15 protein-coding genes and 1 riboswitch are annotated in these 17,145 nt (G+C 67.7%); of the genes, 11 read left to right on the forward strand and 4 right to left on the reverse strand.

The genetic code is table 11. The features are described 5' to 3' along the window. Both B3E91_RS13220 and B3E91_RS13225 read right to left on the reverse strand, forming a co-directional pair. Window positions 1–128, reverse strand: a 128-nt coding sequence (locus B3E91_RS13220) for an FAD-dependent monooxygenase (protein ID WP_287029945.1), incomplete at its 3' end; no start/stop codon positions are given. Window positions 129–218: 90 nt separating this feature from the next. Further along, a complete protein-coding gene (locus B3E91_RS13225) occupies window positions 219–551 on the reverse strand; it encodes a DMT family transporter (protein WP_090225819.1) in 333 nt (110 codons plus the stop codon). 140 nt (window positions 552–691) lie between these two features. On the opposite strand from B3E91_RS13225, the gene waaA reads away from it, so the two are divergent. After that, a complete protein-coding gene (gene waaA, locus B3E91_RS13230; protein ID WP_287029851.1) occupies window positions 692–1,960 on the forward strand; it encodes a lipid IV(A) 3-deoxy-D-manno-octulosonic acid transferase in 1,269 nt (422 codons plus the stop codon). A gap of 386 nt (window positions 1,961–2,346) precedes the next feature. On the opposite strand, the gene B3E91_RS13235 is transcribed toward waaA, so the two are convergent. Beyond that, on the reverse strand, window positions 2,347–3,822 hold the full coding sequence (locus B3E91_RS13235) for a TolC family outer membrane protein (RefSeq protein ID WP_090225824.1): 1,476 nt from the start codon (window positions 3,820–3,822) through the stop codon (window positions 2,347–2,349). Window positions 3,823–4,014: 192 nt separating this feature from the next. Then, a riboswitch (TPP riboswitch) is annotated at window positions 4,015–4,121 on the forward strand. Between the two features lie 81 nt (window positions 4,122–4,202). Here B3E91_RS13235 and thiC point away from each other — a divergent pair. Beyond that, window positions 4,203–6,098, forward strand: coding sequence for a phosphomethylpyrimidine synthase ThiC (thiC, locus tag B3E91_RS13240; protein ID WP_287029852.1), 1,896 nt, complete (start codon window positions 4,203–4,205; stop codon window positions 6,096–6,098). A gap of 135 nt (window positions 6,099–6,233) precedes the next feature. After that, window positions 6,234–7,526 (forward strand): putative hydroxymethylpyrimidine transporter CytX, encoded by a 1,293-nt coding sequence (gene cytX, locus B3E91_RS13245; RefSeq protein ID WP_287029853.1) that lies wholly within the window; start codon window positions 6,234–6,236, stop codon window positions 7,524–7,526. Between the two features lie 33 nt (window positions 7,527–7,559). On the opposite strand, the gene B3E91_RS13250 is transcribed toward cytX, so the two are convergent. Then, window positions 7,560–8,312, reverse strand: coding sequence for an RsiV family protein (locus B3E91_RS13250; protein WP_287029854.1), 753 nt, complete (start codon window positions 8,310–8,312; stop codon window positions 7,560–7,562). A 179-nt stretch (window positions 8,313–8,491) separates the two neighbouring features. Here B3E91_RS13250 and B3E91_RS13255 point away from each other — a divergent pair, with 179 nt between their 5' ends. The 8 genes from B3E91_RS13255 to parC all read left to right on the forward strand — a co-directional run bounded on the left by B3E91_RS13255 (window position 8,492) and on the right by parC (window position 16,908). Continuing rightward, on the forward strand, window positions 8,492–9,109 hold the full coding sequence (locus tag B3E91_RS13255; RefSeq protein WP_287029855.1) for an NUDIX domain-containing protein: 618 nt from the start codon (window positions 8,492–8,494) through the stop codon (window positions 9,107–9,109). Next, window positions 9,100–9,552 carry a DUF1249 domain-containing protein gene (locus tag B3E91_RS13260; RefSeq protein ID WP_090225836.1) on the forward strand — a complete coding sequence of 151 codons (453 nt, stop codon included), beginning with the start codon at window positions 9,100–9,102 and terminating at the stop codon, window positions 9,550–9,552. The genes B3E91_RS13255 and B3E91_RS13260 overlap by 10 nt, the downstream gene beginning before the upstream one ends. Before the next feature lie 189 nt (window positions 9,553–9,741). Continuing rightward, window positions 9,742–10,554, forward strand: coding sequence for a 3',5'-cyclic-AMP phosphodiesterase (gene cpdA / locus B3E91_RS13265; RefSeq protein ID WP_287029856.1), 813 nt, complete (start codon window positions 9,742–9,744; stop codon window positions 10,552–10,554). 50 nt (window positions 10,555–10,604) lie between these two features. Further along, window positions 10,605–11,213 carry a YqiA/YcfP family alpha/beta fold hydrolase gene (locus B3E91_RS13270; RefSeq protein ID WP_287029857.1) on the forward strand — a complete coding sequence of 203 codons (609 nt, stop codon included), beginning with the start codon at window positions 10,605–10,607 and terminating at the stop codon, window positions 11,211–11,213. 13 nt (window positions 11,214–11,226) lie between these two features. Next, on the forward strand, window positions 11,227–13,116 hold the full coding sequence (gene parE, locus B3E91_RS13275; RefSeq protein ID WP_287029858.1) for a DNA topoisomerase IV subunit B: 1,890 nt from the start codon (window positions 11,227–11,229) through the stop codon (window positions 13,114–13,116). Then, the gene (locus B3E91_RS13280; RefSeq protein WP_287029859.1) at window positions 13,113–14,108 is read left to right on the forward strand and encodes an esterase-like activity of phytase family protein; all 996 of its coding nucleotides are present in this window, start codon (window positions 13,113–13,115) and stop codon (window positions 14,106–14,108) included. The genes parE and B3E91_RS13280 overlap by 4 nt, the downstream gene beginning before the upstream one ends. Beyond that, on the forward strand, window positions 14,105–14,641 hold the full coding sequence (locus B3E91_RS13285; RefSeq protein ID WP_273229933.1) for a retropepsin-like aspartic protease family protein: 537 nt from the start codon (window positions 14,105–14,107) through the stop codon (window positions 14,639–14,641). Before B3E91_RS13280 ends, B3E91_RS13285 begins: the two co-directional genes overlap by 4 nt. Window positions 14,642–14,646: 5 nt before the next feature. After that, window positions 14,647–16,908, forward strand: a complete 2,262-nt coding sequence (parC, locus tag B3E91_RS13290) for a DNA topoisomerase IV subunit A (protein ID WP_287029860.1) — start codon at window positions 14,647–14,649, stop codon at window positions 16,906–16,908. Window positions 16,909–17,145: the final 237 nt, after the last annotated feature.

The raw sequence follows: 17,145 nt of genomic DNA on the forward strand, positions 1-17,145 counted from the left end.
CCGCCGCCGAGCGCGCCGCTTTCCACCAGCACGGTGGAATAGCCGGCGCGGCGCAGGCGGGCGTTGAGCCAGAGGCCGGCGACACCGCCGCCGACTATCAGGACATCGGTATGCAAAGCGTTGGACATTCGAGGGCTCGTCGTTCGAAGCGGAAGGGGAGTATAAACCGCTGCCTGTCGCCTGCCGGAAGCTGCGACAAAGCAGACGCCGGAACCCGCTCAGTGGCCGGTACTGGCGGAGAACAGCTGGATCACCACCACGCCGGCGACGATCAGGGCCATGCCGGCGATGGCCGGTAGATCGAGTTTCTGCCCGTAGATCAGCGCCGCGGCGATGCTCACCAGGACGATGCCCAGGCCTGCCCAGATCGCGTAGGCGATGCCGACCGGAATGCTCTTCACCACCAGCGCGAGCATCCAGAACGACAGGCCGTAACCGCAGATCACCAGCGCCAGCGGCAGTGGCTTGCTGAAGCCGGCGAGCGACTTCATCGACGTGGTGGCGATCACTTCGGCGGCGATGGCGATGCCGAGATACAGGTAACCGGTCATGTTCGGGACTCCTTATCGAGCGGCGGATTCTAACCGCTGCGCCGCGTTCGCAGGGCCGGGTTCGGCCCGTCGGCGTGCGGTGTCGCCCGGCGCACGCGGCGGCGGAAAATTCCGCCGGTTTTTTGCTACGCTGCGCGCCCATGAACAGACGCCTCTACAGCCTGATTTTCCACCTCGCCCTGCCGATCATCGTCGCCCGCCTGTTCTGGCGCGCGCGCCGCGCTCCGGCCTACGCCCAGCGCATCGGCGAGCGTTTCGCGCTGGCGCTGCCCGAGGTCGCTTCCGGCGGCATCTGGGTGCATGCGGTGTCGGTGGGCGAAAGCATCGCCGCGGCGCCGATGATCCGCGCCCTGCGCCAGCGCTACCCGGAGCTACCGATCACCGTCACCTGCATGACCCCCACCGGCTCCGAGCGCATCCGCGCGCTGTTCGGCGATCAGGTCGCCCATTGCTACCTGCCCTATGACCTGCCCTGGGCGGCGGCGCGCTTCCTGCGCCGGCTGCGGCCGCGGCTGGCGGTGATCATGGAAACCGAGCTGTGGCCGAACCACATCCACCAGTGCGCCCGCCGCGGCATCCCGGTGGCCCTCGCCAATGCGCGGCTGTCCGAACGCTCGGCGCGGGGCTATGCGCGTTTCGCCAGGCTCACCGCGCCGATGCTCGCCGAGCTGGCGCTGATCGCGGTGCAGAGCGAGGTGGAGGCGCAGCGTTTCCGCCAACTGGGCGCGCGGGCGAAGTGCGTCGAGGTGACCGGATCGATCAAGTTCGACCTGAGCATCGACCCGGCGCTGGTCGAGCGCGCCACCGCGTTGCGCGAGGCGTGGCAGGCCACGGCGCGGCCACTGTGGATCGCCGCCAGCACTCACGCGGGCGAGGACGAGGTGCTGCTGGCCGCGCATCGGCGGTTGCTGGCGCGCCGTCCCGATGCGCTGCTGATCCTGGTGCCGCGCCACCCGGAACGCTTCGGCGCGGTGTTCGAGCTGTGCCGGCAGAGCGGTTTCGGCAGCGTGCGGCGGTCCACCGGCGAGCGCCCGGGCGCGGAAACCTCGGTGCTGGTCGGCGACACCATGGGCGAGCTGCTGTTTCTCTACGCGCTGGCCGACCTGGCGTTCGTCGGCGGCAGCCTGGTGCCGAACGGCGGGCACAACCTGCTGGAGCCCGCCGCGCTGGGTAAACCGGTGCTCAGCGGTCCGCACCTGTTCAATTTCCTCGACATCGCCGGGCAATTGCGCGAAGCCGGCGCGCTGGTGGAAGTTGCCGATGGCGATGCCCTGGCCGACCGGCTGGACGGGTTGTTCGCCGACCGCGCCCAGGCCCAGGCCATGACCGACGCCGGCCTGCGCGTGATGCGAACCAACGAGGGCGCGCTCGGGCGGCTGCTGGCGGGGCTGGGGCGGTTGCTGGATTAGCCGAGGCGGTGTGTCGCGAGGCTTCGCTGCGGTGGGCATGGCCCACCCTACGTCGAGGTGGGCGCTTTTGTAGGGTGGGTTAGGCGCGCGGTGCGGGTGCGGGCGTTTGCGGTGATTGGCTCCGTAACCCACCGGGCGGTGTTTCGCCGGGCTCCGTTGCGGTGGGCATGGCCCACTCTACGTCGAGGTGTGGCGCTTCTGTAGGGTGGGTTAGGCGTGCGGTGCGGGTGCGGGCGTTTGCGGTGCTTGGCGCCGTAACCCGCCGGGCGGTGTGTCGCCGGTCTCCGTTGCGGTGGGCGCGGCCCACCCTACGTCAGTGGGCGCATGCGTATGTTCCACGCGTAAAAAAGCCCGGCATTTGCCGGGCTTTTTTACGTGCGTGTTGCTCAGAGCTGCGGCGTCTTGTTGCGCTGCTCGCGCTCCGTGGCGCCGAGGTCGGGTGGCAGGAAGTCGCGGTCCGGATCGTAGTCGGGCTTGAGGTAGCTGGCCAGGGTTTCCAGATCGGCCGGGCTGAGGGTGCCGGCGGACTGTTTCAGGCGCAGGTTGTCGAGGATGTAGTCGTAGCGCGCATTGTTGTAGTCGCGCACCGAGGCGTACAGCTGGCGCTGCGCGTCGAGCACGTCGACGATGTTGCGGGTGCCGACCTGGTAGCCGATCTCGGTGGCTTCCACTGCGCTCTGGTTGGAGACGATGGACTGGCGCCGGGCGGAGACCTGCTCGACGTCGGTGTTCACCGCGCGGTGACGGTTACGGGTGTCCTGTACCACCTGGCGGCGCAGGCTTTCGCGCTGCTGCTCGGCCTGGTTGAGCAACTGGTAGGCCTCGCGGGCCTGGGAACTGGTCAGGCCGCCGCTGAAGATCGGGATGTTCAGTTGCACGCCGATGCTGGTCTGCTCGACGTCGCCGTTGTAGCGCGGAAGATTGATCCCGGCCGCGGCGCCGAGCGCCTCGTTGGCGCCGGAGTTGCTGAAGCCCAGCGCGTCGTTGTCGCCCTTTTCATAGCTGGCGACGGCATCCAGAGTCGGTGCGTGGCCGGCCTTGCGCTGGCGCAGCGTTTCTTCGGCGGCGTTGACCGCGTAGTTGACGGCCTGCAGGTTGAGGTTCTGCTGCGCGGCGGTGTCGACCCAGGACTTCGCGTCGTTCGGCACCGGCGTCTGCACGGGCAGGGTGTGGCGGATGCCCTCGACGGCCGGGAAGTCGCGGTTGGTCAGGGTGATCAGCGCCTGGAAGGCGTCGTCGACGTTGCGCTGCGCGATGATCCGGTTGGCCCGCGCGGTGTCGTAGCCGGCCTGGGATTGCAGCACGTCGGTGCGGTCGGACAGGCCGACGTCGAAGCGCTCGTTGGCCTGGTCGAGCTGGCGCTTGAAGGCGGATTCCTCGGCCTTGGTGGCGGCCAGGTTGTCCTGCGCGCGGAGCACCGCGAAGTAGGTCTCGGCGGTCTGCAGGATCAGGTTCTGCTGGGTCGCGGAAAACTCCAGCGCGGCCTGTTCGCTGGTCGCCTGGGCGGCCTGCAGCTGGAACCAGCGGTCGGCGCGGAACAGCGGCTGGCTGAGGTTGGCCTGGTAGGAAAAGGCGTTGCGATCGACCTTCTGGCTGCCGGCGCTGGTATCGACCTTGGTCCGCGTGTCGCCGGTGAAGGCGCCGGCGCTGAGGTACGGCAGGAGGCCGGCGCGCGCCTGGGGCACCAGTTCCTGGCGGGCGGCGAGCTGCGCACGGGCGGCGGCCAGGTCGGCATTGTTGTTGACGGCTTCCTGATAGACGGTGACCAGGTCGGTCTTGCTGGAGAGGGGCACTTCTTGTGCCTGAGCCAGGCCGGAGGAAGCTGCAGCCACAGCGACAGCCAGCGAAAGTCTGCGCAGCATGATCGTTCCTAGATTCGTTTCGAGAGCGGCAAGGCTAAGTGCACCACCCATGCCGGTCAAGCGCCCCATGGCCGTTGATTGGCGGGCTCTCCGGCCATTTGTGCCGGGGTTGATGACAAATCATCATCTAACCTCCGGGCGATGACCCTGCGCCGGGGTTGGTTTTATCGTCGGGGGTTGTTTAGACTGGGGCCGTTCTTGTCGGGGTGCCTCGAATCGGAGGCTGAGATCGGAGAGTTCCGGATCCCGTTGAACCTGATCAGGTTAAGGCCTGCGTAGGGAACAAGATGTGCTCGCCCCATGGCGGCTCCTCTCGGCACCGGTCCCGGTGCACCTCTGCTTCATCAGGTTCGCTCCGACATTCAGCCAGGAGCCAGCCGATGACCGTAAAACAACAACAAGACGACCGTGCCAACCTCAGCGACAGCGCTCGGGTCGACCAGCAGTCCATCCAGCCGTTTCCCCGTTCGCAGAAGATCTACGTGCAAGGCAGCCGCCCGGACATCCGCGTGCCGATGCGCGAAATCAGCCTGGACGTCACGCCGACCGCCTTCGGTGGCGAGATCAACGCACCGGTGCTGGTCTACGACACCTCCGGCCCCTACACCGATCCGGCCGTGCAGATCGACGTGCGCAAGGGCCTGGGCGACGTGCGTTCGGCGTGGATCGCGGATCGCGACGACACCGAGCTGCTCGACGGGCTGAGTTCGCGGTTCGGCCAGGAGCGCCTGGCCAATCCCGAACTGACGCGGATGCGCTTCGCCCGCGTGCGCAACCCGCGCCGCGCCAAGCCCGGCAGGAATGTCAGCCAGATGCACTACGCGCGGCAGGGCATCATCACGCCCGAGATGGAATACATCGCCATCCGCGAGAACATGAAACTGGCCGAACACCGCGCCGCCGGCCTGCTCGACCAGCAGCACGCCGGACACAGCTTCGGCGCCAGCATCCCGAAGGAGATCACCGCCGAGTTCGTCCGTGACGAAGTGGCCCGCGGCCGCGCGATCATCCCGGCGAACATCAACCACACCGAGCTGGAGCCGATGATCATCGGCCGCAACTTCCTGGTGAAGATCAACGGCAATATCGGCAACAGCGCCCTGGGCTCGTCCATCGAAGAAGAAGTGGCCAAGCTGACCTGGGGCATTCGCTGGGGTTCGGACACGGTGATGGACCTGTCCACCGGCAAACACATCCACGAAACCCGCGAGTGGATCATCCGCAACTCGCCGGTGCCGATCGGCACTGTGCCGATCTACCAGGCGCTGGAAAAGGTCAACGGGGTGGCCGAGGACCTGACCTGGGAGCTGTTCCGCGACACCCTGATCGAGCAGGCCGAGCAGGGCGTGGATTACTTCACCATTCATGCCGGCGTGTTGCTGCGCTACGTGCCACTGACCGCCAAGCGCGTCACCGGCATCGTCAGCCGTGGCGGCTCGATCATGGCCAAGTGGTGCCTGGCCCACCACAAGGAAAACTTCCTCTACACCCATTTCGAAGATATCTGCGAAATCATGAAGGCCTACGACGTGTCCTTCTCCCTGGGTGATGGCCTGCGCCCCGGTTCGATTGCCGACGCCAACGACGCCGCGCAGTTCGGTGAACTGGAAACCCTCGGCGAGCTGACCAAGATCGCCTGGAAGCACGACGTGCAGTGCATGATCGAAGGTCCCGGCCATGTGCCGATGCAACTGATCAAAGAGAACATGGACAAGCAGCTCGAATGCTGCGACGAGGCGCCGTTCTACACCCTCGGCCCGCTGACCACAGATATCGCGCCGGGCTACGACCACATCACCTCGGGCATCGGTGCGGCGATGATCGGCTGGTTCGGCTGCGCCATGCTTTGCTACGTCACGCCCAAGGAGCACCTGGGCCTGCCGAACAAGGATGACGTGAAGACCGGGATCATCACCTACAAGATCGCTGCCCACGCCGCCGACCTCGCCAAGGGTCACCCCGGTGCGCAGATCCGCGACAACGCGCTGTCCAAGGCGCGTTTCGAATTCCGCTGGGAAGACCAGTTCAACCTCGGCCTGGACCCCGACACCGCCCGCGCCTACCACGACGAAACCCTGCCGAAGGACTCGGCGAAGGTCGCTCACTTCTGCTCCATGTGCGGGCCGAAGTTCTGTTCGATGAAGATCACCCAGGAAGTCCGCGACTATGCCAAGGACAACGGCCTCTCCGACGAGAGCAAGGCGGTCGAGGCGGGTTTTCGCGAGCAGGCCGAGCGCTTCAAGGGCGAGGGGTCGGTGATCTACAAGCAGGTCTGATGCGCTTGGGTGGGCGACGCTTTTACCGTCCACCAGGCAGGCCGCGCGGTGGAGGGATAGAGCGTCATCCACCCTGCGAATACGCAGCGCTGCGGCCAGTCCGCAGCCGTCACTCACCTGAACGAGCCCCCTACGATGCCTCTTCCTTCCGGCACCTATTCCCCCGGCGTTGCCGTCCCCGCCGCCCAACGCGTGCTGGGCGCGCGCGATCTGTTTTCCCTGTGGTTCTCCCTCGGCATCGGGCTGATGGTGCTGCAGCTTGGCGGCCTGCTGGCGCCGGGCCTCGGCCTGGCGGGCGGCGTCGGCGCGATCCTGCTCGGCACCGCGGTCGGCGTGTTGCTGCTCGGCGCGGTGGCGGTGATCGGCGCCGATACCGGATTGTCGGCGATGTCCGCGCTGAAGCTCAGCCTGGGCAGTCGCGGTGCGGTGTTGCCGGCGCTGCTCAACCTGCTGCAACTGGTCGGCTGGGGGGCATTCGAGATCATCGTCATGCGCGATGCCGCCAGCCTGCTGGCCGGCAAGCTGTTCGCCGAGGGCAGCGTGCTGACCAGCCCGTGGCTGTGGACGCTGTTCTTCGGCGCACTGGCCACGCTGCTGGCGGTGACCGGCCCGCTGACCTTCGTGCGCCGGGTGCTGCGCAAGTGGGGCATCTGGCTGCTGCTCGGCGCCTGCCTGTGGCTGACCTGGAACCTCTTCGACAAGGCCGACCTGGGCGCGCTGTGGGCGCGCGCCGGCGACGGTTCGCTGCCGTTCGCCCTGGGTTTCGACATCGCCATCGCCATGCCGCTGTCGTGGTTGCCGCTGATCGCCGATTACTCGCGCTTCGGCAAGGCGGCCGGGCGGGTGTTCGCCGGCACCGCGGCAGGGTTCTTCTGCGGCAACGTCTGGTTGATGAGCCTGGGCGTCGCCTACACCCTGGCCTTCGCCCCGAGCGGCGAGATGAACGCCCTGCTGCTGGCGCTGGCCGGCGCCGGCCTGGGGATTCCGCTGCTGCTGATCCTGCTCGACGAGTCGGAGAACGCCTTCGCCGACATCCACTCGGCGGCGGTGTCCAGCGGCACCCTGGTGGCGTTGAAGGTCGAGCACCTGGCGCTGGGCCTCGGCACCTTGTGCACGTTGATCGCGCTGTTCGCGCCGCTGGCGGAGTACCAGAACTTCCTGCTGATGATCGGCTCGGTGTTCGCGCCGCTGTTCGGCGTGGTGCTGATCGACCACTTCGTGCTGCGCCAACGCCGCGCCGCCGTGGCGCCGGCTGGCTTGCGCTGGGATGCGCTGGTCGCCTGGGCGTGCGGTGCGTTCACCTACCACCTGCTGGCGCAGCTGGCGCCGGACGTCGGCGCGACGCTGCCATCGCTGCTGCTCGCCGGCGTGCTGCAACTCGCGTTCGGCTGGTCGCGTCGCGGCCGGCAGGCGTCCGCGGTCGCATGAGCTAGGCGAGGGGCGCGCAAGGCGCCCCGCGCGTCACTTCTTCGGCAGGTACTGCGGCTGCAGGATGCCCTGCAGCTGCGCATACGGCAGGTGCAGTTCCGGATGCCCGGCGGCGTAGGGCGCGATGCTGTAGACCGGGTACTTGAGCAGCACTTCATCCTTCTTCAGGGCGACGTTGTCGGTGCGCTGGAACGGCCAGTTGGCGGCGAATCCGGGTTCCTGGACGAACTTGTTTTCGGCCAGCCAGCGCTGGTGCGCCTGCGCCGCGAGGCGCCAGAAGGCCTCCTCCTGGCCGGGCAGCAGCACGTCCTGCAAGGTCAGGGCGCGGTCCTGCTGGCGGTCGTAGTTGATGAAGCCGCGGCCCGGCATGCCGTGGGCGCCGCCGGTTTCCAGGTAGCTGGAAAGCTCGACCACCGTCAACGGGCCATGCTGGTCGATTACTTTCGCCTGCAGATAGGTCGCCCAGCGCGCATCGGCGCGGGTGAGGAATTCCTTCTCGTAATCCTGCAGGGTGGCCGCCGGCGCGCGGTCCGGCGAGTCGTCGGTCATCGCCAGCAGGCGCTTTTCGATCAACTCGGTGAGGGCCGGTTCGTCGATGAAACGCAAGGTGTCGACGTTGATCAGCGCACAGTCGCTGGCCTGGCAGCCGGCGGAGCGATGCTCCCAGGCGATGTGCTGGGCTTCGAGCGGTTTGTCCTTGGGCGGTGGCGTGAAGGTCTGGCAGGCGCCGAGCGCCAGGACCAGCCCGGCGAGGCAGAAGGGTTTCGCGAAAGGTAGGGAATTCATCGTGGTTTGCACAGTCGGTTAGGGTGCGGTCTTCGATTGCCCGAAGTGGCCCGAGTTCGCCTGGGCGGCCTCTGGATCGGGTGACGAATAACACAGGCCGCGGTTAATCCGCAAAGGGCTGCGCCTGCCGATCGGGCGCGTTAGGATGGCGCGAACATTAACCAGCAAGCGAGCCGAGCATGATCGATACCTTCAAGCCCGACGCCGGTGCGGTGGAACTCGTCGAGCGGGAAAACTGCTTCCAGGGTTTCTACCGGCTCGACCGCCTGCATCTGCGTCACCGGCAGTTTTCCGGGGCGATGGGACCTCAGATCAGTCGTGAGCTGTTCGTCCGCCACGACGCCGTCTGCGTGTTGCCCTACGACCCGAAGCACGACCGCGTGGTGCTGATCGAGCAGTTCCGCGTCGGCGCCCTCGACAAGTCGGAGAACCCCTGGATGCTCGAGCTGGTCGCCGGCCTGATCGACAAGGCCGAGGAGCCGGAGGAGGTGGCGCGCCGCGAAGCGGTCGAGGAGTCCGGGCTGACGCTCGGCGCGCTCTGGCCGATCACCACCTATTTTCCTTCTCCCGGCGGCAGCGACGAGCTGGTTCACCTGTACGTGGGGCGCTGCGACAGCGAGGGCGCCGGCGGCGTGCATGGTCTGGAAGAGGAGGGCGAGGACATTCGCGTGCACCTGCTGTCGTTCGCCGATGCCTTGCAGTTGCTCAAGGATGGCCGCATCAACAACGCTGCCAGCATCATCGCCTTGCAATGGCTGGCCTTGAATCGAAATGAAGTTCGGGGGCTCTGGTCTTGAATCTGCTGCGTGAACGTTACCGGGTCGATCTGACCGGCCTGCAGGCCACCTGCGAGGCGAATTACGCCCGGCTGATGCGCCTCCTGCCGTCGATGCGCGACGGTAACGGCGCGCGCCGGGTCGCCCTGAGCCAGGGCGAACGCCTGCTCGGCGTGCTCGCCCTCGAAGTGCTCGACGCCGGCCCGTACACCACCACCCTGCAGGTTCGCCAGGAACACAGCCTGCCGTGGCTGCCGGTGCCGCGGCTGGAGGTGCGCGTCTATCACGACGCGCGCATGGCAGAGGTGATCTGTGCGGAAAAGGCCCGGCGCTTCCGTGGCATCTATCCCTACCCGAATGCCGACATGCACCAGCCCGACGAGAAGAGCCAGCTCAACCTGTTCCTCGGCGAGTGGCTGAGCCATTGCCTGGCCTGCGGGCACGAACTGGAGCGGCAGATCTAGTACGGAGCCCCAAACCGTGGCGCATCGTGGCGCCAGGTCCGCGCGCCGCCGCTGCCACTCGTTTGCGGGGCCGCGCAGCCACTTCTGCGACGGGCTGTCGCGCCAACTGTGACCTGCGTCCCCTTCATGGTTTGCCCGCCCGCGCCCCAGACACCATAATCCCGAAACTTTCGCTCGAAGGAGACAGCCTTGCCGCGCCTGTCAACCCATGCCGACTCGTCGGTCCTGCTGGTGCAGTTGTCCGATAGTCACCTCTTCGCCGAGGCGGACGGCAAGCTGCTGGGCATGGACACCGCGGACAGCCTGCAACGGGTCATCGAGCGGGTGCTCGAGGAGCAGCCGCGGATCGATCTGCTGCTCGCCAGCGGCGACCTTTCGCAGGACGGCTCGCTGGCGTCGTACCAGCGTTTCCGCCAGATGAGCGCCGCGATCGACGCGCCGGCGCGCTGGTTTCCCGGCAACCACGACGAACGCGCGCCGATGCGCGAAGCCTGCGCCGGCACCGACCTGCTCGACGCGGTGGTGGACATCGGCGCCTGGCGCTTGATCCTGCTCGACAGCACCATCCCCGGCGCCGTGCCTGGGCATCTCGACGACGCGCAGCTGCACCTGCTGGAAGAGGCCCTGGAGGGCGCCGCGAAGCGCCATGTGCTGGTCAGCTTCCATCACCACCCGGTGTCCATCGGTTGCCGCTGGATGGAGCCGATCGGCGTCCGCAACCCGGCGGCGCTGTTCGCCGTCACCGACCGTTTTCCGCAGGTGCGCGCGCTGCTCTGGGGCCACGTGCATCAGGAGTTCGACCAGCAGCGCAACGGCGTGCGCCTGCTGGCGTCGCCCTCGACCTGCGTGCAGTTCGCGCCGGGCAGCGAGGCGTTCCAGGTCGACCGTCTGGCGCCCGGCTACCGCTGGCTGCGCCTGAACGACGACGGCAGCCTGGAGACCGGCGTGTCGCGGGTCACCGGCATCGACTTCGTCGTCGACTACAGCATCAAGGGTTACTGACGGCGCGACGCTTGCGGCGGCTACGCCCGAACTTGTAGCCTCCCCACCCCATGACGACTTCCATTCTCTATCTGCACGGTCTCAACAGCTCGCCCGATTCGCTCAAGGCGAGCCAACTGACGCGGGCCATGGAACGCCTCGGCTGGAGCGACCGGCTGCGGGTTCCGGCGCTGCACCACCATCCGCGCGAAGCCATCGCCACGCTCGATGCGCTGATCGCCGAGCTGGGCCGACCGGTGCTGGTCGGCAGCTCGCTGGGCGGCTACTATGCGACCCACCTCGCCGAGCGCCATGGCCTCAAGGCCCTGCTGATCAACCCGGCGGTCAGCCCGCACCGGTTGTTCGACGGTCATCTCGGGCCGCAGACGAACCATTACAGCGGCGAGACCTGGGAACTCACCCAGGATCACGTGGATGCCCTGGCCGAGCTGGAAGTGCCTGCACCCAACGATGCGCAGCGCTACCAGGTGTGGCTGCAAACCGCCGACGAAACCCTCGACTACCGCCACGCCCAGGCCTACTACCGCGGCTGCGCGCTGCGTATCCAGGCGGGTGGCGACCATGGCTTCCAGGGGTTCGCCGAGCGCCTGCCGGCGCTCCTGCACTTCGCCGGGTTCGATCCGCGGCACTGGCGCGACAGCGATTTTTCCGACATCTAGACCACGAGAGCTCATGGCCACTTACAACGCCGACGCCATCGAAGTCCTTTCCGGGCTCGACCCGGTGCGCAAGCGCCCGGGCATGTACACCGACACCTCGCGGCCCAACCACCTGGCCCAGGAAGTCATCGACAACAGCGTCGACGAGGCCCTCGCCGGCCACGCCCGCTCGGTGCAGGTGATCCTCCACGAGGACAACTCGCTGGAAGTGATGGACGACGGCCGCGGCATGCCGGTGGACATCCACCCGGAAGAGGGTGTGTCCGGGGTCGAGCTGATCCTCACCAAGCTGCACGCCGGCGGCAAGTTCTCGAACAAGAACTACCAGTTCTCCGGCGGTCTGCACGGCGTCGGCATCTCGGTGGTGAACGCCCTGTCGACCCGCGTCGAAGTGCGCGTCAAGCGCGACGGCAGCGAGTACCTGATGAGCTTCGCCGACGGCTTCAAGGCCAGCGACCTGGCAGTGGTCGGCACGGTGGGCAAGCGCAACACCGGCACCAGCGTGCACTTCTGGCCGGACCCGAAGTACTTCGATACGCCGAAGTTCTCCATCAGCCGCCTCAAGCACGTGCTCAAGGCCAAGGCCGTGCTCTGCCCGGGGCTGTCGGTGAGCTTCGAGGACAAGGCCAGCGGCGAGAAGGTCGAGTGGCACTACGAGGACGGCCTGCGCTCGTACCTCGCCGACTCGGTCTCCGAACACCTGCGCCTGCCCGACGCGCCCTTCGTCGGTTCCCTCGCGGGCACCAAGGAGGCCGTGGACTGGGCGCTGCTGTGGCTGCCCGAGGACGGCGAGAGCGTGCAGGAAAGCTACGTCAACCTGATCCCCACCGCCCAGGGCGGCACCCACGTCAACGGCCTGCGCCAGGGCCTGCTGGACGCCATGCGCGAGTTCTGCGAGTTCCGCAACCTGTTGCCGCGCGGCGTCAAGCTGGCCCCGGAAGACGTCTGGGAGCGCATCGCCTTCGTCCTCTCGATGAAGATGCAGGAGCCGCAATTCTCCGGCCAGACCAAGGAGCGCCTGTCCTCCCGCGAGGCCGCTGCGTTCGTCTCCGGGGTGGTCAAGGACGCCTTCAGCCTGTGGCTCAACGCCCACCCCGAGCTGGGCCTGCAGCTCGCCGAGCTGGCGATCAGCAACGCCGGCCGCCGCCTCAAGGCCGGCAAGAAGGTCGAGCGCAAGAAGATCACCCAGGGCCCGGCGCTGCCCGGCAAGCTGGCCGATTGCGCCGGCCAGGACCCCATGCGTTCGGAGCTGTTCCTGGTCGAGGGCGATTCCGCCGGCGGCTCGGCCAAGCAGGCGCGGGACAAGGAGTTCCAGGCGATCCTGCCGCTGCGCGGGAAGATCCTGAACACCTGGGAAGTCGATGGCGGCGAAGTGCTCGCCAGCCAGGAAGTGCACCACATAGCCGTGGCCATCGGCGTCGACCCCGGCTCGCCGGACCTGGGCGAGCTGCGCTACGGCAAGATCTGCATCCTCGCCGACGCCGACTCCGACGGCCTGCACATCGCCACGCTGATCTGCGCGCTGTTCGTCCGCCATTTCCGCCCGCTGGTGGATGCCGGGCACGTCTACGTGGCGATGCCGCCGCTGTACCGCATCGACCTGGGCAAGGAAATTCACTACGCCCTCGACGAGGCGGAGCGCGACGGCATTCTCGAACGCCTGAGCGCCGAGAAGAAACGCGGCAAGCCGCAGGTCACCCGCTTCAAGGGCCTCGGCGAGATGAACCCGCTGCAGCTGCGCGAGACCACCATGGACCCGAACACCCGGCGCCTGGTGCAACTGACCCTGGAAGACTTCGACGCGACCCGCGAGATGATGGACATGCTGCTGGCGAAGAAACGCGCCGGCGACCGCAAGAGCTGGCTGGAGTCCAAGGGCAACCTCGCCGAGGTCCTGGTGTGATCCCAGGCGCGCGCGCGGTCCTCGCCCTTCTGCCGCTGCTGATCCTGCTGCAACCCTGCGCCGCCGCCGAGCTGGAGGAACTGACGCTGCTCGACGAGCACGTCATCGACGGCGTGCCGGCGGGCAATCTCTCCGGCCTGGAGCGCTGCGGCGATTCGTTGTGGACCGTCTCCGATCGCGAGGACGACCGCTTGTACCGGCTGATTCCCCAGGCCGGCGGCGAACCGTGGCAGGTCGAGGTGGAAACCTTCGTCGCCCCGCCGGCGCCGGACGTCGGGCTGTCTGCCGGCCTGCGCAGCAGCGCCTGGGTGCTCGGCAAGATGCGCGGCGGCGAGCTCGATTTCGAAGGCCTGGCCTGCGATACGGCGGGCAACCGCTATCTGGTCAGCGAAAGCCAGGCCGCCGTGCTGCAGATACCGCTGGCGGCGCCGCCGAGTTGGCTGCCGCTGCCCCCGGCGCTGGTTCGCCAGGCGCGGGCCAGTGGCATGCTGCAGCAGTACAACAGCCTGTTCGAGGGCATCGTCATCAATCCCGAGGGCGATCGCCTGTGGCTCGCCGCCGAGCGCGAGAAGCGTGGCCTGCTGGCCCTGCGCAAACGCAAGAGCGGCGCCTGGGTGTGCAGCGACGGCTGCGTGCTGATGAGCGAAGGCGGGCGCGAGGACACGCCGAAGGGCGACAGCATGCCGCGCGACTTCTCCGGCCTCTCGCTCTTCGACGGCAAGCTCTACACCCTGGAACGCGCGACCTATCGCATCTGCCGGCGCTCGCTGAAGCACGGCGACGCCGAGCGCTGCTGGTCGTTCGCCCGGGAAGGGCTGACCGAGGCGCGCGACTACGGCAAGACCTGGGGCATGGCCGAAGGCCTGGTGGTGGACGCCAATGGCGCCTGGATCATGCTCGACAATGGCAAGCACGCCCGCGGGGATGGCGAGGACCGCCCGATCCTCTGGCGCTTCGCCGCACCGGCCAGGGGCTGGGGAGCGAACCCGTGAGCACGCAGCGACCGGGCCAGCGCATCGGCCGGGTGATGCTGGTGCTCGCCTGGGGCGCCGGCCTGCTGCTGGCCACGCGCTTCTTCGGCGAGTGGCAGGCATCGCGGGAGAACCCCAACCAGGCACCGCAGTCGCGGCATGCCGAGAACTACGTCGAAGTGCAGCTGGCCGGCGACGGCCGCGGGCACTTCATCGCCAGCGGGCAGATCAACCAGCAGCCGGTGAGCTTCCTTCTCGACACCGGCGCCACCGACGTGGCGATTCCTCAGTCGGTGGCCGAGCGCCTTGGCCTGGAACGCGGCGAAGCGGTCGGCCTGATGACCGCCAACGGCCGCGGCGAGGGCTATCGCACCCGCCTGCGCAGCCTGCGCATCGGCGACATCGTGCTCCAGGACGTGCGCGCCCTGGTGGCGCCCGGTTTCGACGGCGAGCGCGTGCTGCTCGGCATGAGCGCGCTGCGCCAACTCGAATTCACCCAGCGCGACGGCACCCTGGTGCTGCGCCGCTATACACCGAACAGAACCCAGGAATAGACCCGATGAGCGAAACCCTCGACCTGAGCCTGGAAGGCGTGGAGCGCCGCTCCCTGGCCGACTTCACCGAGCAGGCCTACCTCAACTACTCGATGTACGTGATCATGGATCGCGCCCTGCCGCACATCGGCGACGGCCTGAAACCGGTGCAGCGCCGCATCGTCTACGCGATGAGCGAACTGGGCCTGGACGCTGACTCCAAGCACAAGAAGTCGGCGCGCACCGTCGGCGACGTGCTCGGCAAGTTCCACCCGCACGGCGATTCGGCCTGCTACGAAGCCATGGTGCTGATGGCCCAGCCGTTCAGCTACCGCTACACGCTGGTCGACGGCCAGGGCAACTGGGGCGCGCCGGACGATCCGAAATCCTTCGCCGCCATGCGCTACACCGAGGCGCGCCTGTCGCGCTATTCCGAGGTGCTGCTCAGCGAGCTCGGCCAGGGCACCGTGGACTGGGTGCCAAACTTCGACGGCACCCTGGACGAGCCGGCGACGCTGCCGGCGCGGCTTCCCAACCTCTTGTTGAATGGCACCACCGGGATCGCCGTGGGCATGGCCACCGACGTGCCGCCGCATAACCTGCGCGAAGTCGCCGCCGCCTGCGTGCGCCTGCTCGACGAGCCGAACGCCACGGTGGAGCAGCTCTGCGAGCACATCCTCGGCCCGGATTTCCCGACCGAGGCGGAAGTCATCACGCCACGCGCCGACCTGCTGAAACTCTACGAGACCGGCCGCGGCTCGGTGCGCATGCGCGCCGTCTACCGCGTCGAGGACGGCGACATCGTCGTCACCGCGCTGCCGCACCAGGTCTCCGGAGCCAAGGTGCTGGAGCAGATCGCCGGGCAGATGCAGGCGAAGAAGCTGCCGATGGTCGCCGACCTGCGCGACGAATCGGACCACGAGAACCCCTGCCGCATCGTCATCATCCCGCGTTCCAACCGCGTGGATGCCGACGAGCTGATGCAACACCTGTTCGCCACCACCGACCTGGAGTCCAGCTACCGGGTCAACACCAACGTCATCGGCCTGGACGGCAAGCCGTCGGTGAAGAACCTTCGCCAGTTGCTGGTGGAATGGCTGGTCTACCGCGTCAACACCGTGCGCCGGCGCCTGCAGTTCCGCCTGGACAAGGTGGAAAAGCGCCTGCACCTGTTGGAAGGCCTGTTGATCGCCTTCCTCAACCTGGACGAAGTGATCCACATCATTCGTACCGAGGAACATCCCAAAGCGGTGCTGATGCAGCGCTTCGAGCTGAGCGATACCCAGGCCGACTACATCCTCGACACCCGCCTGCGTCAGCTGGCGCGCCTCGAGGAAATGAAGATCCGTGGCGAGCAGGAAGAGCTGGCCAAGGAGCGTGAGAAGCTGCTGGCGCTGCTCGGCAGCGAGGCCAAGCTGAAGAAGCTGGTGCGCAAGGAGCTGCTCGAGGACGCCGAGAAGTACGGCGACGACCGCCGCTCGCCGATCGTCGCCCGCGCCGAAGCCAGGGCGCTCTCGGAAACCGAACTGATGCCCACCGAGCCGGTGACCGTGGTGGTCTCCGAGAAGGGCTGGGTGCGCTGCGCCAAGGGCCACGACATCGACGCCACCGGGCTTTCCTACAAGGCCGGCGACGGCTTCAAGGTCGCCGCGCCCGGGCGCTCCAACCAGTTCGCCGTGTTCATCGACTCCACCGGGCGCAGCTATTCGCTGGCCGCCCATTCGCTGCCCTCGGCGCGCGGCCAGGGCGAGCCGCTCACCGGCCGCCTGCAACCGCCGCCAGGCGCCAGCTTCGAGTGCGTGCTGCTGCCCGAGGACGAGGCGCTCTACGTGATCGCCTCCGATGCCGGCTACGGCTTCGTGGTCAAGGGCGAGGACCTGCAGGCGAAGAACAAGGCGGGTAAGGCGCTGCTCTCGCTGCCCGCCGGCGCGCGGGTGGTGGCGCCGCGGCCGCTCGCCGATCGCGACCAGGACTGGCTGGCGGCGGTGACCACCGAGGGCCGGCTGCTGCTGTTCCCGGTCCGTGACCTGCCGCAACTGGCCAAGGGCAAGGGCAACAAGATCATCGGCATCCCCGGGGACCGTGTCGCCAGCCGCGAGGAATACCTCACCGACCTGGCCGTGCTGCCGGTTGGGTCGACCCTCGTTCTGCAGGCCGGCAAGCGCGTGCTGTCGCTCAAGGCCAGCGATCTGGAGCACTACAAGGGCGAGCGTGGGCGCCGCGGCAACAAGCTGCCGCGTGGCTTCCAGCGCGTCGACTCGCTGCTGGTCGAGCCGTTGGCCCCGTAGCCTGCGGACACAGCCGGAAGCGATTTCGCCCCGGCTGCAGCTCCCGTCGCGCGCGGCTCCGGTGGCATACTGAGCGAAATCGACCGGTGGGTCGCACTGGAGTTGTGCGCCGGTTTAAAGGATCATAAGCAGCCGAGACGCTGCGGCTTTTTCACGCAGCGTCCCCGTATGCAACAACCAGCCACCCGCGGTGGCAGTGGATGACTCTTGATGACTCTCGTGCGCGTTTCCCGTCTG

The sequence above is a fragment of the Pseudomonas sp. UBA6310 genome, assembly GCF_002438225.1.
GTDB classification, from domain to species: Bacteria; Pseudomonadota; Gammaproteobacteria; order Pseudomonadales; family Pseudomonadaceae; genus Pseudomonas_O; species Pseudomonas_O kuykendallii.